Origin of the sequence: Tersicoccus phoenicis, from assembly GCF_001968835.1 — a bacterium.
Classification (GTDB): Bacteria; Actinomycetota; Actinomycetes; order Actinomycetales; family Micrococcaceae; genus Tersicoccus; species Tersicoccus phoenicis.
The window spans coordinates 19,924-35,721 of record NZ_MRDE01000038.1 but is presented as its reverse complement, the minus strand read 5'-3'; the positions used below and the strand labels follow the sequence as shown (position 1 = coordinate 35,721).

17 protein-coding genes and 2 pseudogenes are annotated in these 15,798 nt (G+C 71.7%); 12 read left to right on the top strand and 7 right to left on the bottom strand.

The window, feature by feature from the left end:
• A pseudogene (locus BKD30_RS06905) lies at positions 1–512 on the bottom strand (transposase family protein); the annotation flags it as partial.
• Positions 513–821: 309 nt separating this feature from the next.
• Between BKD30_RS06905 and BKD30_RS06900 the strand changes: the two are divergent.
• Both BKD30_RS06900 and BKD30_RS17050 read left to right on the top strand, forming a co-directional pair.
• A pseudogene (locus tag BKD30_RS06900) lies at positions 822–980 on the top strand (IS630 family transposase); the annotation flags it as partial.
• 9 nt (positions 981–989) lie between these two features.
• Entirely contained in the window at positions 990–1,115 is a 126-nt protein-coding gene (locus tag BKD30_RS17050; protein ID WP_083956093.1) for an LPXTG cell wall anchor domain-containing protein, read from the top strand.
• Between the two features lie 245 nt (positions 1,116–1,360).
• On the opposite strand, the gene BKD30_RS06895 is transcribed toward BKD30_RS17050, so the two are convergent.
• Positions 1,361–1,582 carry a hypothetical protein gene (locus BKD30_RS06895; protein WP_076703462.1) on the bottom strand — a complete coding sequence of 74 codons (222 nt, stop codon included), beginning with the start codon at positions 1,580–1,582 and terminating at the stop codon, positions 1,361–1,363.
• A 212-nt stretch (positions 1,583–1,794) separates the two neighbouring features.
• On the opposite strand from BKD30_RS06895, the gene rplS reads away from it, so the two are divergent.
• The 10 genes from rplS to BKD30_RS06845 all read left to right on the top strand — a co-directional run bounded on the left by rplS (position 1,795) and on the right by BKD30_RS06845 (position 10,486).
• The gene (rplS, locus tag BKD30_RS06890; RefSeq protein WP_076703459.1) at positions 1,795–2,136 is read left to right on the top strand and encodes a 50S ribosomal protein L19; all 342 of its coding nucleotides are present in this window, start codon (positions 1,795–1,797) and stop codon (positions 2,134–2,136) included.
• A gap of 14 nt (positions 2,137–2,150) precedes the next feature.
• Complete coding sequence (gene lepB, locus BKD30_RS06885; protein ID WP_083956092.1) at positions 2,151–2,864, top strand: signal peptidase I; 714 nt, start codon at positions 2,151–2,153, stop codon at positions 2,862–2,864.
• Between the two features lie 136 nt (positions 2,865–3,000).
• Positions 3,001–3,972, top strand: a complete 972-nt coding sequence (gene lepB, locus BKD30_RS06880) for a signal peptidase I (RefSeq protein ID WP_235861543.1) — start codon at positions 3,001–3,003, stop codon at positions 3,970–3,972.
• Positions 3,973–3,982: 10 nt separating this feature from the next.
• Positions 3,983–4,849, top strand: coding sequence for a ribonuclease HII (locus tag BKD30_RS06875; protein ID WP_235861542.1), 867 nt, complete (start codon positions 3,983–3,985; stop codon positions 4,847–4,849).
• Entirely contained in the window at positions 4,846–5,154 is a 309-nt protein-coding gene (locus tag BKD30_RS06870) for a DUF2469 domain-containing protein (RefSeq protein ID WP_076703456.1), read from the top strand. Before BKD30_RS06875 ends, BKD30_RS06870 begins: the two co-directional genes overlap by 4 nt.
• A gap of 145 nt (positions 5,155–5,299) precedes the next feature.
• Positions 5,300–5,668: a YraN family protein gene (locus tag BKD30_RS06865; RefSeq protein WP_076703454.1), complete on the top strand. Its 369-nt coding sequence runs from the start codon at positions 5,300–5,302 to the stop codon at positions 5,666–5,668.
• Between the two features lies 1 nt (position 5,669).
• On the top strand, positions 5,670–7,208 hold the full coding sequence (locus BKD30_RS06860) for a YifB family Mg chelatase-like AAA ATPase (protein WP_076703449.1): 1,539 nt from the start codon (positions 5,670–5,672) through the stop codon (positions 7,206–7,208).
• Positions 7,205–8,671, top strand: coding sequence for a DNA-processing protein DprA (locus BKD30_RS06855; RefSeq protein ID WP_083956090.1), 1,467 nt, complete (start codon positions 7,205–7,207; stop codon positions 8,669–8,671). The genes BKD30_RS06860 and BKD30_RS06855 overlap by 4 nt, the downstream gene beginning before the upstream one ends.
• Before the next feature lie 183 nt (positions 8,672–8,854).
• Positions 8,855–9,769 carry a tyrosine recombinase XerC gene (locus tag BKD30_RS06850; RefSeq protein ID WP_076703442.1) on the top strand — a complete coding sequence of 305 codons (915 nt, stop codon included), beginning with the start codon at positions 8,855–8,857 and terminating at the stop codon, positions 9,767–9,769.
• A 213-nt stretch (positions 9,770–9,982) separates the two neighbouring features.
• Complete coding sequence (locus BKD30_RS06845) at positions 9,983–10,486, top strand: DUF3145 domain-containing protein (RefSeq protein WP_076703440.1); 504 nt, start codon at positions 9,983–9,985, stop codon at positions 10,484–10,486.
• Between the two features lie 182 nt (positions 10,487–10,668).
• Here BKD30_RS06845 and fabF read toward each other — a convergent pair whose 3' ends face one another.
• The 5 genes from fabF to BKD30_RS06820 all read right to left on the bottom strand — a co-directional run bounded on the left by fabF (position 10,669) and on the right by BKD30_RS06820 (position 15,765).
• Positions 10,669–11,904, bottom strand: coding sequence for a beta-ketoacyl-ACP synthase II (fabF, locus tag BKD30_RS06840; protein ID WP_076703438.1), 1,236 nt, complete (start codon positions 11,902–11,904; stop codon positions 10,669–10,671).
• An 82-nt stretch (positions 11,905–11,986) separates the two neighbouring features.
• Positions 11,987–12,235, bottom strand: a complete 249-nt coding sequence (locus BKD30_RS06835) for an acyl carrier protein (RefSeq protein WP_076703436.1) — start codon at positions 12,233–12,235, stop codon at positions 11,987–11,989.
• Between the two features lie 148 nt (positions 12,236–12,383).
• Complete coding sequence (locus BKD30_RS06830) at positions 12,384–13,442, bottom strand: beta-ketoacyl-ACP synthase III (protein WP_076703434.1); 1,059 nt, start codon at positions 13,440–13,442, stop codon at positions 12,384–12,386.
• Positions 13,439–14,392, bottom strand: a complete 954-nt coding sequence (locus tag BKD30_RS06825) for an ACP S-malonyltransferase (protein WP_173893052.1) — start codon at positions 14,390–14,392, stop codon at positions 13,439–13,441. The genes BKD30_RS06830 and BKD30_RS06825 overlap by 4 nt, the downstream gene beginning before the upstream one ends.
• Positions 14,393–14,469: 77 nt before the next feature.
• Entirely contained in the window at positions 14,470–15,765 is a 1,296-nt protein-coding gene (locus BKD30_RS06820; protein ID WP_083956088.1) for a PucR family transcriptional regulator, read from the bottom strand.
• Positions 15,766–15,798 lie beyond the last annotated feature (33 nt).

Here is a 15,798-nt window from a genome sequence, read left to right as displayed (position 1 = left end):
CACACGTGCTCATCGACCCCGATGGTGGTGACCCCGGCGAACCGGGCCGGATCGTCGATCAGCACCCGCTTGCCCTCGGCGATGACCGCCTCGTTGGCGGTATGCCAGGACACTCCCAGCCCGGCAGCGACGCGGCTGACGGTGAGGTGGTCCACGACCACACCGGTCAGCGCCCAGCCCACCCCGCCACGGGTGATCTTCGCCCGCGGCGCCGCGGCCTTCGACGTGTCCTGCCGCCACGTCCGACGGCAGGTAACACACCGGTACCGGCGGACCCGGACCATCAAGGTCGTGGGCCGGTGCCCGAACGGCTCGTGCGCCAACCGGCGGATCACCGTGTCTCGGGGCACGCCCTCGGCCCCGCACTCCCTGCACCACGGGTCCGGCTCCAGGACCCGGCACTGGATCACCGCACGATCAGGCTCAACCCGCTGTCCGACGGCCTCGAGGCCGAGCTCGTCGAGACGGCAGAACGTGGTCAGGTCAGGGCGAACGAAGGTAGCGTGATCCATGTCGAGGTCCTCAGGATGGGCAGTGTCAGAACTTCCATCCTCGGAGGGCCTCGACCCCTATCCAGCGACCGACGCGCCCAACCCGACTACACTCTCAGCTGCGAAGAGCCACATTCGTTCCATTCGAAGCTGCCGCGGTGAATGCCGTGGCGTTCGATGATGCCGAAATAGCCTCAATACCGTTCAGTTACCGTTCAGTTAGGATTACATCTGTGTAGTTTGGGGGTATGCCTCTTGCTGAATGGGTGAAACCGGCCTCGGATCGTCGGTTGTCGGATCTGGTGTCGGGGTGTTCTCGCCGTGGCTGGTCGATGCGGCACCTTCACCTCCGTGCCCGACCTGAACGCCAAGATCCGCGCCTTCATCACCGGCTGGAACGCCCGGGCGCACCCCTTCACCTGGACCAAGACCGCCGATCAGATCCTCACCAAAGCGAACCGTCAAACCACTTCAAACGCAGTCCAGTAGGAGGCGGAAATGATCAATTTCACTGTAGCTGTCACAAACTCGACACCAGGTGTCAGCTGGACCGTATGGCCGGTGTTGGGGCTTATAATAATCGTCGGGTTAGGAGTCGTGATTGCTAGGAGGAGGAAGAAGTGACGGCGCGCGCAACCGCTTCGCATGGCTACTGAGCTGCATGTTGGTTGTTCTCATCGGAGACATTGCGTTGCTAGCCTCTGGCGCGCTCGGTAGCGGATGGGTGATTGGTCTGGTGGCGGTGCCGGTGATTCTGGGTATGACTATCAAGGTGCTGAGAGACCGAGGAAATTCGGACTCGGCGCAATAGAGTTTAGCCTGTAACAAGATGGGGCATAGCGTCGGGGACGCGTATGGGGTCGGTTCATCTACGTCCGCTGGGGCTGGTGGTCAGGTCGGGTGGTGGTGGCTCCCGGTGGGCCGGTGGAGGCGATCCGGGCCGGGACGGTGATGACTCTCGTGAGCAGGCGGGCCCACCGCGCGGTGGCGTGGACGGCGGCGGCCGCGCGGCCGCGGGCGCGGTTGAACGCGAGCACGGTGCAGGCGACCCACGCGGCGTTGGCGGCATAGTGGCTTGAGCGACGATCCACGTTCCAACAATCGCCCGGATGTGGCAGAATGGATGGCTGTGCCCACTGGGCGCGTGCCTGCCACAGGGGGTGCGTCGCCGACAGATCGGGCGCACGCGTGGGCCCGACGGGCCGCGCGATCCCTCACTTCGCGGTACCGCACCGACCCTCCGGGTTCGCCGTGCCGCGCCGATCCACGTGGATGACCTGTGGCGTTCACCAGGAGATGCAGCATGCACATCCTCGACTCCGTGGACTCCGCGTCCCTGCGCACCGACGTCCCGGACTTCCGTCCCGGCGACACCCTGAAGGTGCACGTCAACATCATCGAAGGCAACCGCAGCCGTGTGCAGGTCTTCCAGGGTTTCGTCGTCGGCCGGCAGGGCCACGGCGTGCGCGAGACCTTCACCGTGCGCAAGGTCAGCTTCGGCGTCGGCGTCGAGCGGACCTTCCCGGTCCACTCGCCGATCCTCGACAAGATCGAACTGGTCACCCGCGGTGACGTGCGGCGCGCCAAGCTGTACTACATGCGCGATCGTCACGGCAAGGCCGCGAAGATCCGCGAGAAGCGCTGACGTCCCCTTTCCGGATGTCCACCCGCCGTGCGGCGGGCCGCAGCGGCCGCGTCGTCCCCGCCGGGGACGACGCGACGGTGTCGGAACGCCAGTCCCTCCGGGGCTGGCGTTCCGTGTTGGTGGGGGCCCTCGCCGTCGTCCTGCTGACCTGCCTGCTGCGGGCCTTCGTGCTCGAGGTCTATACGATCCCGTCCGCGTCGATGGAGCCTGGCCTGGTCCCGGGTGACCGGATCGCGGTGGCCCGGGTGGGCGTTGAGCCCTACCGGCGCGGCGACGTCGTCGTCTTCGACGGCCGCGGCAGTCTCGACCCGTACCGCAGCGGCGACCCGGTGTGGCAGCAGGCGCTGGCGGGAGCAGGCCAGTTCCTCGGTCTGACCGGCAGCTCCACCGTCCACGTCAAACGCATCCTGGGGGTGCCCGGGGATCGGGTCACCTGTTGCGGTACGGACGGGCGGCTGCGCGTCGACGGGCAGCCGGTCAGCGAGCCGTACCTGGCGCCCGGCACAGCGCCCAGCAGCACCCGCTTCGACGTCGTCGTGCCCGCGGGCAGCGTGTGGCTGCTGGGCGACAACCGCGGCGACTCCTACGATTCCCGGGCCCTGCTCGGGGCGCCGGGCGGAGGCATGGTGCCGATGGACCGTATCATTGGCACGCCGGTCGCGCGGGTGTGGCCGCTGGACCGGGCCGGTGCCCTGCTGCGGATCCAGCTCGGACCCAGTCCCGGGTGACACGGTGGAACGATCGGGCACGGGCGGATGCCGCGCGGTGCGTGGATGAGGACGGCGCCGACGGCGGGCGGTCCGAGCAGTCCGGAAGACGACGCGCCGACCGGGCGCCGAAGAGGTCAGGGAGCGGATACAGCGAGTGAGCAGCAGCGACAGCGAGAACGGTCCGTCCGCGGCGCGACGCCGTGGCCGGCATTCCGGCGGCGCCCCTGACGCGGTGACAGGCCACGACGCTTTCCCAAGCGACGCCGCCCATGACAGGGCGGGCGTCCCTGCCGACGGCACCGCCGGCGACGCCGTGCCCGGGGGCCACGAGGGTCGGCGTCCGAGCGTCGGGCAACGACTGCGTCACCTGGTGGCGGGTCGTCGCTCCGACGGCACCCCACTCAGTGGTGGCGCGTCGTTCGCCCGGGAGGTGGTGGGCATCGTCGTCATCGCCCTTGTGCTCTCCTTTCTGATCAAGACGTTCCTGTTCCGGGCGTACTTCATCCCCTCCCAGTCCATGGTGCAGACGCTGCAGGTCGACGACCGGATTTTCGTCAACCTGCTGGTGCCGAAGGTCGCCGAACTCAAGCGTGGCGACATCATCGTGTTCAAGGACAGCAACGGCTGGTTGCAGAGGGAGCCGATCGCCCGCAGTGGCGGACAGAGCCCCCTGACCGACGTCCTCGTCTTCCTCGGCCTGGCCCCCGACAATTCCCAGCAGCACCTGGTCAAACGGGTGATCGGCATGCCCGGCGACCGAGTCACCTGCTGCGACGCGCAGGGCCGCCTCACCGTCAACGGGACGTCCATCACCGAGCCCTACCTCAACCCGGGATCCGCGCCGTCGGACACCCGCTTCGACGTCCGGGTCCCGGCGGGCAAGCTGTGGGTGATGGGGGACAACCGCGGCAACTCCGCGGACTCGCGGGCCCACGTGCCGTCCGCCGCGCAGCCGAACGCCCAGCCGTTCGTGAGCGTCTCCGACGTCGAGGGCACCGCCACCGTGATCGCGTGGCCGCTGAACCGGATGCAGGTGATACCGAACGAGCAGAGCGTGTTCGCGCAGGTGCCGGCCCCGAGTTCCTCCGCCAGCGTCGCCCCGACGGTGACCACGTCGGGGCGGTGAGACGGTGGCCGTGAAGCGTCCCAGCCTGCGCGTCGAACGGTCCCTGGCCAGCCCGACGTGCCGACTCGTCGCCGGCATCGACGAGGTCGGCCGCGGCGCCCTCGCCGGGCCGGTCGCGGCCGGCGTCGTCGTGGTCGACGCGCACGCCCAGCGCGCCCTCACCGGTGTCGCGGACAGCAAGCTGCTCAGCCATCAGCGGCGCGTCGACCTGGTGCCGCGGATCCGCCGCTGGGCCGTCGGCAGCGCCGTGGGCATGGCCTCCGCCGCCGAGGTGGACGCCCTGGGCCTGACCCATGCGCTCCGGCTGGCTGGCCTGCGCGCCCTGCGCGTCCTCGCCGGTGCCGGCGTGGTGCCGGACCTGGTGTTGATGGACGGCAATCACAACTGGCTGCGCCGGCCCGAACCGACGCTGTTGGACGGGCTGGGTGTCGGCATGGATGCGGACGCCCTGGTCCTGGACTTCCTGGACGGCGGCGTCGAACCAATGGTGCCGGTGGGGCCCGGTCCGCACGGGTCCACCGCCGTCGCCGCCGCCGACCCCCCGGTGCTGACCCGGATCAAGGCGGACCTGACCTGCACGTCCGTGGCGGCGGCGTCGGTGCTCGCCAAGGTCGAACGGGACCTGCTGATGATCGAGGCGGCCACCCGCTTCCCCGACTTCGGCTGGGAGATCAACAAGGGGTACGCGACCCGCTCCCACCGGGCGGCCATCGACGCGGTGGGTCCGTGCGAACTTCACCGGCGCACGTGGCGGCTCGGGTCGCTGCCGGGGGAGCCGGCCGACGACGACGACGCCCCCGCCGCCTTCGACGATGCCGCCGCTGACGATGCCGTGCCCGACGCTTTCGTCTCGGCGTGCGCGAAGATGGAGACATGAGCGCCGAAGACCTCGAGAACTACGAGACCGACATGGAGCTGGCCCTGTACCGCGAGTACCGGGACGTCGTCGGCCTGTTCAGCTATGTCGTGGAGACCGAGCGCCGCTTCTACCTGGCCAACCACGTCGACCTGCAGACTCGGTCCGCCGACGGTGAGGTCTACTTCGACCTCACCCTCACCGACGCGTGGGTGTGGGACGTGTACCGGTCGGCCCGGTTCGTCAAGAAGGTCCGCGTCATCACCTTCAAGGACGTCAACGTCGAGGAACTGACCAAGACGGACGACCTCCAGCTGCCCGAGTAGAGGAACTCCGACCCGCAAGGGCCGGTGGCTCGTCCGCCTGATTCTTCCTCCCCAGGCCTGCCGCTCAGCGTCGATGTCCACATCCGAGCGGGCCCCGCCGCCACCATGACCCGTCGTGCGGGATCGTGGTGGTGGAGGTGGAGGGATGCGACCGAAGGACCTGTTGGGCCGCGCGGGGGAGGACTTCGCAGCGCAATACGTGTCGGGCCTGGGATGGCAGCTGCTGGACCGGAACTGGCGGTGCCCGGCCGGGGAGCTCGACCTGGTGGCACTGGACCCCGCGGGCGCCGACGGACCCGTCGTGGTGGCGGTCGAGGTGAAGACCCGCCGCTCCCTGGACTTCGGCCACCCTTGGGAGGCCATCGACGCCGCCAAGCTGGCCCGGCTGCACGCCCTCGTCCGGCTGTGGGCGCGCGAGCACGCCACGAGCGGTCCGTTCCGGGTGGACGCCCTGGCCGTGGTCGGTGCCACGGCCGGCGGCATGCGGTGCGAGCACCTGCGGGCGGTGGCCTGAGATGCCGTTGGGACGGGCGTACGCGATCGCCTTGATCGGTCTGAACGGGCACGTGGTGGAGGTGGAGGCGGACATCGGGCAGACGTTGCCGAACTTCGTGCTGCTGGGCCTGCCGGACTCTTCCCTGCACGAGGCCCGCGAGCGGATCCGCTCCGCCGCCCAGAACACCGGTCTGCCGCTGAGCCGGCGCAAGCTCACTGTCAACCTGATCCCGGCGACCCTGCCCAAGAGCGGATCGGGGTTCGACCTGGCGATCTGCCTGGCGGCCCTGCGCGCCGCCGGCGACGTGCACGACACCGGCCGCACCGTGTTCCTGGCCGAGCTGGGCCTGGACGGGCGGCTCCGGGCCGTGACCGGGATCCTGCCGGCGGTGATGGCCGCCGTCGCAGCCGGCTTCCCGACGGTGGTGGTCGCCCGCGGGAACGAGCACGAAGCGGCCCTCGTCCCCGGGGCCGATGTGCTGGCGTTCAACACGCTCGCGCAGGTCGCCCTGTACTACGGCGCCGACGGCCAGCGGCTGGCCCTGGAGGACCAGCCCGAGCCGGAGGGGTCCCCGCCGGCCGCCCCGGAGGCTGGGCCGGTCCGGGACCTGAGCGAGGTGGCCGGACAGGCCGACGCGCGATTCGGGCTCGAGGTCGCGGCGGCGGGCGCCCATCATCTGCTGATGGTCGGTCCGCCCGGTGCGGGCAAGACGATGCTCGCCGAGCGGCTGCCGACGATCCTGCCACCGCTGACCGACGCCGAGGCGATGGAGGTGACGGCGATCCACTCCCTCGCCGGTCGCGGCGCCCCACGGCTCGACCTGATCCGCCGGCCGCCCTACGAGCATCCGCACCACACCGCGACGGTCGTCTCCGTGGTGGGCGGCGGCAGCGGGATGCCCCGGCCGGGTGCGGCCACCCGCGCCCACCGCGGCGTCCTCTTCCTCGACGAGGCACCCGAGTTCGACCGGCGCGTGCTGGACGCGCTGCGCGAGCCGTTGGAGGGCGGTCGGCTCGTGGTGCACCGGGCCGGGGGAGCGGCCGACTACCCGGCCCGGTTCCAGCTGGTACTCGCCGCCAACCCCTGCCCCTGCGGGCAGGACGGGGTGAAGGGCGCGCAGTGCCGGTGCACGTCACTGGAGCGTCGCCGGTATGCGACCCGCCTGTCCGCCCCGGTGCTGGACCGCGTCGACGTCCGGCTGGAGGTTCCCCGGGTGAGCCTGCGCGAGATGAACACGCGGGAGGAAACGGAGAGCAGTGCGCGCGTAGCCGCGCGGGTGGCGGTGGCGCGGGCGGTGCAGCGGGCCCGCTTGGGCGCGTACGGCGTGTCCACCAACGCGGAAGTGGGCAGCCGGGTGCTGCGTGGGCCCCTGCACCCGGGACGGGCAGCGACGAAGGAGCTGGAACTGGCGATGGAGAGGTCCCTGATGACGGCGCGCGGGCACGACCGGGTGCTGCGACTGGCCTGGACGCTGGCCGACCTGGCCGGCCACACGGTACCCGACGGCGACGACGTCGGGCAGGCGCTGATGTTCCGGGAACGGCGGGCCGTCGCATGAACGCCCCTCCTCCGGCGGTGCCCGCAGTTCCGGCAGCACGTTCGGCGACCCGGCGGGCACGCGCAGCGTTCTCCCGGCTGGCCGAGCCGCAGGACTCGGTCGCCGGAGCCCTGATCGCCCTCGCCGGACCCGTCGACGCGTTGCGCATCGCCACCGGCGCACTCCGGCCCGGTCAGCGGCTGGAGCGATCGGTGGCGCAGGAACTGGGCCAGGACGACGACGGATCCGCGCTGGTCACCGCCGCGGTCGGACGCTGGGCCGCCCGGGTTCCCTCCCTGGCACCCGACCGGGACCTGGCCGTGCTCGCCCGGCTCGGTGGATGGCTGTTGACGCCGGAGGACGATGCGTGGCCGGCGGGCCTGGCCGATCTCGGGTCGGCGGCACCGTGGTGCCTCTGGGGCAGGGGCGGCCCGCCGGACGCCCTGCCGGCCCTGTCCCGCGCTGTCGCGGTCGTGGGCGCGCGGGACAGCACCGCCTACGGGGAATCGGTCGGCGCCGATCTCGCGCACGGCCTGGTGACGGCCGGGTACTGCGTGGTGTCCGGCGGCGCCTTCGGTATCGACGCGCAGGCTCACCGCGGGGCGCTCGCCGCTCATGGTTCGGTGCGGTCGACGACCGGTGGGCCGTCCGAACCGCCGTCGGCGGGGTCGGCGCCGACCTCGATGATGGCACCCACCGTCGCCGTGATGGCCTGCGGCGTCGACCGCTTCTATCCGGTCGCGCACGAGCCACTCCTGCGGGCGGTGATGGCGGAGGGTTGCCTGCTCGCTGAGGTGGCACCGGGGTCCTCGCCCACCCGCTGGCGCTTCCTGCAACGCAACCGGCTGATCGCTGCACTGAGCGCCGTGACCGTGGTGGTGGAGGCGCGTTGGCGGTCCGGCGCTCTGAACACCGCTCACCACGCCGCCGGACTGGGTCGGGACGTGGGCGCCGTGCCGGGTTCGGTGTACGCCTCCACGTCCGCGGGTTGCCACCGGCTGCTGCGCGAGACGGGTGCGGTCTGCGTCACGGACGTCGACGACGTGCTCGAACTGCTCGCCCCGTTCCGGGTGTCTGCTCAGCCGCTCGGCGACCGAGAACGCACGGACCCCACCTGGTCCGTCGCAGCCGGACAGGGGAGTGGACCGGTGGCCAGTTCGACGCCGGCTGATCCTCAGGCGGTGGTCCGGGCGGCTGCATCGGCGGCTGAATCCGGGTTGCCTGCGGCGGCACCGGTGACGGGGTCGACGGGGGAGGAATCGGTCCGGGCGGCTCGTCCGGCCGCACATGACGGCCTGAGCCCGCAGGACCTGATCCTGTACGATGCGTTGCCCGTGCGGGCCGGGAGCACGACCGCTCGGCTCGCGACCGTGGCGGGCCTGAGCGAGACCATGGTGCGGGCCGGGCTGGGCCGGTTGTCGCTGCGCGGCCTGGCCGTGGCGACGAACGGCACCTGGCGCAAGCAGCGGCCGGTGAGCCGGTGAGCCGGGGAACTTGGTGTGCCGCCGCGTGGCCTGCCGCGCCCCGGCTGCCCGATGGTCGACAGTGAGAGGGTGAGCGACGATCACCACCCGAACGCGGAGCCGCAGGCGAGTCGGACTGCAGAGCCGCATGCGCGCCGGGTCGCGAGCCCGACCGGGGGACAGCACGTCCCCCCGGAGGCGCCCGTGCCGGCGTGGGCCGCCGACGCGCTCCATGCCTTCGTGCGCCACCTGGCCCTCGAGCGGGGTCGCTCCGCCCACACCGTCCGCGCCTACCGCGCCGACCTCGCCGCCCTGTTCGCCCACGCGGATCGGGCCGGCGCCGACGGACTCGACGTCATCGACCTCGGTCTGCTGCGCAGTTGGCTCGGGGCCCAGACCGGAACCGGGGCGGCTCGTTCGAGCCTGGCCCGCCGGGCAGCGGCGGTCCGGACCTTCTGCCGCTGGGCCGTGCGGGACGGACTGATCACCACCGATCCTTCGGTGCGGTTGCGTGCGCCGCGCCGGGGCCGGACGCTGCCCGTGGTGCTGCGGGAGCCGCAGATCAACGCCGCGCTGACCCGCGCCGTTGAGGCGGCCACGGTGGACGATCCCACCACGGCGCGGGACGCCGCGATCCTCGAACTGCTCTACGCCACGGGCGTCCGCGTGGGGGAGCTGACCGCCCTGGACGTCGACGACGTCGACCGGGAGCGGCGGACCGTCCGCGTCCTGGGCAAGGGGAACAAGGAACGTACCGTGCCGTACGGACTGCCCGCGGCGCGTGCCCTGGACGCGTGGCTGACCACCGGCCGGCCGGCCCTGGCCGGCGAACGCTCCGGGGCGGCGCTGTTCCTGGGGGTGCGCGGGGGGCGGCTGGACCAGCGTCGTGTCCGGGACGTCGTCCACCGGGCCACCACCGCCCCCGACGGCCGAGGTCCTTCCGCCGGGCCCCACGCGCTCCGGCACACGGCGGCCACCCATCTGCTCGACGGCGGCGCCGACCTGCGCGCGGTCCAGGAACTGCTCGGGCATTCCTCTCTCGCCACCACCCAGGTCTACACGCACGTCTCGGTCGAGCGGCTGCGCTCGAGCTACCGGCAGGCCCATCCTCGCGCCTGACCAGGACCGACCCGAGAACTACCGTGCCGTAGTTACAGTGGCGAAAGTCTGATCCATGATGCACAATGTCTGTGACAACTGAAGATTCGACCACGGGTTGAAGGTGGGCGTCATCCGTCCTTGCCGCTCGTGGTCGGACCAGGGTGAGAGTTCGCGCATCTGTTCGTGCTGAAGGTCGTTGGGGAAGACGTCCCTACAGCAACGGAGGATGGAATGAGTGAAGTGCTGACCCGAGGTGTTCTGTTCGTGCACTCGGCGCCCGCCGCGCTGTGTCCGCATGTGGAGTGGGCCATCGGTTCCGTCGTCGACCAGCGGACGGACCTGAACTGGACCGCTCAGCCTGCTGCACCCGGAATGTTCCGGGCGGAGTTGGCGTGGACCGGAGTACAGGGCACCGGCGCCGTCTTGGCGTCTGCCCTGCGGGGCTGGGCCCATCTGCGTTACGAGATCACCGAGGAGCCCAGTGTTGGCGCCGACGGTGGCCGGTGGTCCCACACCCCCGAACTCGGCATCTTCCACGCCGCCACCGACGTGCACGGCAACATCATGGTCTCCGAGGACCGGATCCGTTACGCGTACGAGACCGGCGCCGGCGACCCGAGCGCTGTGTACCAGGAGCTCTCCCTCGCGCTCGGCGAGGCCTGGGACGAAGAACTCGAACCCTTCCGGCACGCCGCCGAGGGCGCTCCGGTGCGCTGGCTGCACCGCGTCGGCTGACTCTGGTTCCTTCGTTGCCGGCTCGTCACCAGCGGGCTGGCCCTTGCGAACCGATCGAGCAGCTGTTGACGAGGTGGCGCCTGAGTGAACGACGAAGGGTCCCCCTCCCGTCCGGGAGGGGGACCCTGTCGTTTGTCCGGGCCGTGCCGTGTCACGACCGCGTCGGTGTGATGACCGCGTGGTCAGGCGTTGCGGAACACCACGACCGCGTTGTGGCCGCCGAAACCGAACGAGTTGCTCATCGCCACCACGTCACCGGAGGGCAGGTCCCGCGCGGTCGTGACCACGTTCAGCGGGATCTGCGGGTCCTGGTGGTCCAGGTTGATCGTCGCCGGGGCCTTGCGCTCGTGCACCGCCAGCACCGTCAGCACCGCCTCGATCGCACCGGAGGCGCCCAACAGGTGCCCGGTCTGCGACTTGGTCGCCGAGACGGCCACGTCGTCCAGTCTCGATCCCAAGGCCTCCAGCAGTGCCGTGTACTCCGGCGCGTCCCCCACGGGGGTGGACGTCGCGTGCGCGTTCACGTGCACGACGTCGGCGGGATTGACCCGCGCGTCGTACATCGCGGCCTTGAGAGCCCGGATCGCGCCCTGCCCCACCGGGTCCGGCGCCGTGATGTGGTGCGCGTCGGCGGTCACCGCGGCGCCCGCCAGCTCGGCGTAGATCCGGGCGCCGCGCGCCCGGGCGAACTCCTCCGCCTCGAGCACGAGCGCGCCCGCGCCCTCACCCATCACGAACCCGTCCCGGTCGACGTCGTAGGGGCGGGACGCTGCCTGCGGGTCGTCGTTGCGCCGGGACAGGGCCTGCATCGAGGAGAACGCCGCGATCGGCAACGGGTGGATGGCTGCCTCGGCGCCGCCGGCGACGACGACGTCGGCCCGGCCGGACCGGATCATCTCCAGCCCGAGCTCGAGCGCCTCGGTCCCGGACGCGCACGCCGAGACCGGGGTGTGGGCGGCGGCCCTGGCCTCCAGGTCGAGGCTGACCGCGGCGGCCACGCCGTTGGGCATGAGCATGGGCACCGTCATCGGCAGCACCCGCCGGGGGCCGCGCTCACGCAGCGTGTCCCATGCGTCCAGCAGCGTCCAGACGCCGCCGATGCCGGTGGCGAACGCGACACCGAGGCGGTCCTTGTCCATGTCGTCGATGCCGGCGTCCGCCCAAGCCTCCCGGGCGGCGACGACGCCGAACTGGGTGGACGGGTCCATCCGCTTCATCTCGACGCGGGACAGCACCTCGGCCGCGGGGTTCGACACCCGGCACGCGAACGTGGTGGGCAGCTGGTACTGCTCGACCCAGTCGTCCTCCAGGGTCGCCGCCCCGGACGTGCCCGCGAGGGCGTTCCGCCAGAACGTCGGCACGTCACCGCCGATCGGCGTCGTCGCGCCGAGGCCGGTGATGACCACTTTCCGTGTCATGTTCCACACTTTCCGCGCCGCTCAAGCGGCGGTCGAGACGGGCACCGGTCGGCGTCAGCGCGGCCCACCGGAGACGGTACGGTCAGGACCCCTGCGCGTTGTCGATGTAATCGACGGCGTCGCCGACGGTCTTGAGGTTCTTGACCTCCTCGTCGGGGATGCGCACCCCGAACTTCTCCTCGGCGTTGACCACGATGGTCATCATCGAGATCGAGTCGATGTCCAGGTCCTCCGTGAAGGACTTGTCCGGCTGCACGGCGTCGGGAGCGAGGCCGGTCTCCTCGTTGACGATCTCGGCCAGGCCGGACAGGATCTCTTCTTTGTTCGCCATGACGGCTCCTTCTCTCGTGTCACCGCCGGGCGGCGGTTCCGTGTCCGGAGCACCCGGTAGCACTCCGTGATCTGCGGGGGTCGTCCTCGGTCGGCGCGGACTGCCCCAACCTACGACGGCCCGTTCACCTCGGGGAAGGTCCCACCCCTCAGGGCAGGACCACGACCTGCGCCCCGAACACCAGGCCGGCGCCGAAGCCGATCTGCAGCGCGAGCCCGCCGTGCAGGTCGGGGTTCTCCGCCAGCAGCCGGTGCGTGGCCAGCGGGATGGAGGCGGCGGAGGTGTTGCCGGCGTCGGCGATGTCGCGGGCGATGGCGACGGTGTCGGGCAGTTTCAGCTGCTTGGCCAACTCGTCGATGATGCGCATGTTCGCCTGGTGCGGGACGAAGGCGGCCAGGTCGTCGGCGGTGATGCCGGCGGCGTCGAGCGCCCGCCGGGCCACCTTGGCCATCTCCCACACCGCCCAGCGGTAGACGGTCTGCCCGTCCTGGCGGAGGGTGGGCCACAACTGCGCCTCCGTCTCCAGGGCGGTCACCGCGCTCTCCGTGTCGGACTGAGCAGTGGCCGACAGATCGCGGACCTCCAGCAGCGAGTGCGTCATGCCGATGGTGTCCCAGTGGGAGCCGTCCGACCCCCAGATCGACGGGCCGATGCCGGGGGTGTCCGACGGGCCCACCACGGCCGCGCCGGCGCCGTCGCCGAGCAGAAACGAGATCGTCCGCTCGTGGTTGTCGATCACGTCGGAGAGTTTCTCGACGCCGACGACGAGGACGTGCTCGGCCGCACCGGAGCGCACCAGCGCGTCGGCCTGGGCGATGCCGTAGCAGTAACCGGCGCACGCGGCGGAGACGTCGTACGCCGGGGCGGGGGTGGCGCCGATCCGGTCGGTCAGCTGTGCGGCCAGTGACGGCGTCGCGTAGGGGTGGGTCACGGTCGCGACGATGACGGCGTCGATGTCCGAGCCCGCGACGCCGGCAGAGCGCAGCGCCTCCTCAGCGGCCCCCAGCGTCATGTCCAGGATGGAGGTGTGCTCGTCGGCGCGGTGCCGGGTGATGATGCCGGTGCGCTTGCGGATCCACTCGTCGGAGGAGTCGATCCACTGGCACACGTCGTCGTTGGTGACGATCTGGTCCGGCCGGTAGGCGCCCAGTCCGAGGATCCGGGAGTGCGCGCGGGTGGGGGACTGCTGCAGGGTCGGGGTGCTCACGCCTGTCCTTCATTCGTCGGGGTGGCGGTCGCCGCGTGGGCGGCCACGAACTCACGGGCGGCCGGCAGGTCGTCGGGCGTCGACAGGGCGAAGCCGGCGACTCCGCGTAGACCGCGTTTGGCCAGTCCGGTCAGGGTACCGGCCGGCGGCAGCTCGAGCAGACCGGTGACCCCCGCCTCGGCGAGCGCGCGCATGCACGCGTCCCAGCGAACCGGTCGCGAGACCTGCCCGATCAGCGCGGCGAGGGTCTCGTCCCCGCTGCTCACCGGCGCGCCGTCGCGGTTGGACAGCAGGGTACGCGTGGGGGTGGTCGGATGCAGGGCCGGAGCCAGTCCTTCCAGCGCCGCGACCGCCGGTTGCATGTGCGCGGTGTGGAACGCGCCGGCGACCTTCAGCGGGATCACCCGGGCCCGCGCCGGTGGCGCACCGACGAGGGCCTCCAGCTGTCTCTGCGTCCCGGCGGCCACGATCTGCCCGCCGCCGTTGAGGTTCGCCGCCGTCAGCCCGGCCCCGTCGATCGCCGCCAGCACCTCGTCCTCGACGCCGCCGACGACGGCGGCCATCCCGGTCGGTTCGGCAGCGGCCGCCCGCGCCATCGCGGTGGAGCGCTCCTTCACGAACGCCATGCCGTCGGCCTCGGTCAGCGCGCCGGCCAGCACCGCCGCCGTGATCTCCCCGACCGAGTGCCCGGCCAGGACGGTGCCGTCGGGCACGCCGCTTTCGCCGAACAGGGCACGCGCGCCCACCAGGCCGGCGGCCACGATCAGCGGCTGCGCGACGGCGGTGTCCTTGATCGTCTCGGCGTCGGAGACGGTGCCGTGAGCCACCAGGTCGATGCCGGTGGCGTCACTGAGGGCCCGCAGCAACGGCTCCGCGCCGTCGAGTTCGAGCCACGGCGCGAGGAAGCCCGGGGTCTGGGAGCCCTGTCCAGGGCAGACGATCGCAAGCACCATCCCAGCCTGTCACCAGGCCCAGGCTTCCCGCCGGATCCGAGCCACCAAGGTCGCGCCTGCCGTTTGTAGAGAAGCTACAACGCTGCGCGCCGCCCGGGCCGGGCTCCCGGAGTCGCCGCCGGCGGCCCGGGAGCGGCATCTCCGGCGCTCAACCGCCCCGCCACGAGCGCGGTCTGCAGCACGAACGCCTCCCGCGGCACCAGCGGATCCCAGCCGGTCACGTCGGTCACCTTGCGCAACCGGTAACGCACGGTGTTGGTGTGAACGAACAAGTTGCGGGCGGTGGCCTCCAGGGAGTGACCGAGGCTGAGATAGGCCGACAGGGTCTCCAGCAAACCGTTCGAGGCCGACGTCAGGGGCCGGTAGATGGCGCGGACCAGGGCGCGGCCGGCGTCGTCGTCACCGGCCATCAGCCGCTCGGGCCACAGGTCGTCGGCGGCCACGGGCCGGGGCGCGTCCGGCCAGGCGCGTGCCGCGGTCAGCGCCGAGAACGCCGCCTGCGCGGCCGGGCCGGCCTCCACCAGCGACGCCGCCGGGCCTGCGTGCACGATCGGGCCGTCCCCGAAGAGCGGGGCGAGCTTGGTCAACGCGCTCTCCCGGTCCCGCAGCCCGCCGAGCAACAGCACCAGCCGGTCGCTCTGGATGCCCACCAGGGTGTCCTCGGCCAGGCGGGTGGTGGTCCGGCGCAGGGTGGACAGGAACGCGGGATGCGGGTCCGGCGGGGCGCCGCCGACGACGATGATCACCTCGGCCTTGCTGCTCCAGCCCAGCGCGGCGATCCGGGAACGCAGCGAGTCGGAACTCTCCCCGCGCAGAATCCCGTCCACGACCAGGGCTTCCAGCCGGGAATCCCAGGACCCGCGGGACTCCGCGGCACGGGCGTACACGTCGGCGGCGGCGAAGGCGACCTCCCGCGAGTACCGCAGCACCGCCTCCCGCAGGGCCGGCTGCTCGGGCTCGGAGGCCAGGTCCGGGACCTGCTGCTCGACCGTGTCGACGACGATGCGGATCAGCTGCAGCGCCTTCTGCAGGCTGATCGACCGGGTGAGTTCGGTGGGGGCGGTGCCGAACACGTCGGACATCACCCAGGCCGGGTTGCCCGGCTTCTCGTACCAGCTGACGAAGGAGGCGATGCCCTTCTGGGCGACCAGGCCGAGGGCGGAGCGCTCGTCGGGGCGCAGGTGCCGGTACCAGGGCAGTGCCGAGTCCAGCCGACGGAGCGTGACGGTGGACAGCGTCCCGATGTTCGAGCGCAGGGTCTCCAGCGTCCGGGCCCGGCCCCGCTCGTCGACGGCTGGTGCCGGCGAGGACGTTGCCGCAGCGCCGCCTGCGTGGGCGCGCGGCGCGGCCCGGTCCGGCTGAACGATCATGCCCCGAGCATACGGCCGGCCACCGCCCGGACC

Coding starts and splice junctions, on each gene's coding strand:
- BKD30_RS17050 (WP_083956093.1), top strand. CDS start 990: ATGATCAATTTCACTGTAGCTGTCACAAACTCGACACCAGGTGTCAGC.
- rplS (WP_076703459.1), top strand. CDS start 1,795: ATGCACATCCTCGACTCCGTGGACTCCGCGTCCCTGCGCACCGACGTC.
- lepB (WP_083956092.1), top strand. CDS start 2,151: ATGTCCACCCGCCGTGCGGCGGGCCGCAGCGGCCGCGTCGTCCCCGCC.
- BKD30_RS06870 (WP_076703456.1), top strand. CDS start 4,846: ATGAGCGCCGAAGACCTCGAGAACTACGAGACCGACATGGAGCTGGCC.
- BKD30_RS06865 (WP_076703454.1), top strand. CDS start 5,300: ATGCGACCGAAGGACCTGTTGGGCCGCGCGGGGGAGGACTTCGCAGCG.
- BKD30_RS06860 (WP_076703449.1), top strand. CDS start 5,670: ATGCCGTTGGGACGGGCGTACGCGATCGCCTTGATCGGTCTGAACGGG.
- BKD30_RS06855 (WP_083956090.1), top strand. CDS start 7,205: ATGAACGCCCCTCCTCCGGCGGTGCCCGCAGTTCCGGCAGCACGTTCG.
- BKD30_RS06845 (WP_076703440.1), top strand. CDS start 9,983: ATGAGTGAAGTGCTGACCCGAGGTGTTCTGTTCGTGCACTCGGCGCCC.
- fabF (WP_076703438.1), bottom strand. CDS start 11,904: ATGACACGGAAAGTGGTCATCACCGGCCTCGGCGCGACGACGCCGATC.
- BKD30_RS06835 (WP_076703436.1), bottom strand. CDS start 12,235: ATGGCGAACAAAGAAGAGATCCTGTCCGGCCTGGCCGAGATCGTCAAC.
- BKD30_RS06820 (WP_083956088.1), bottom strand. CDS start 15,765: ATGATCGTTCAGCCGGACCGGGCCGCGCCGCGCGCCCACGCAGGCGGC.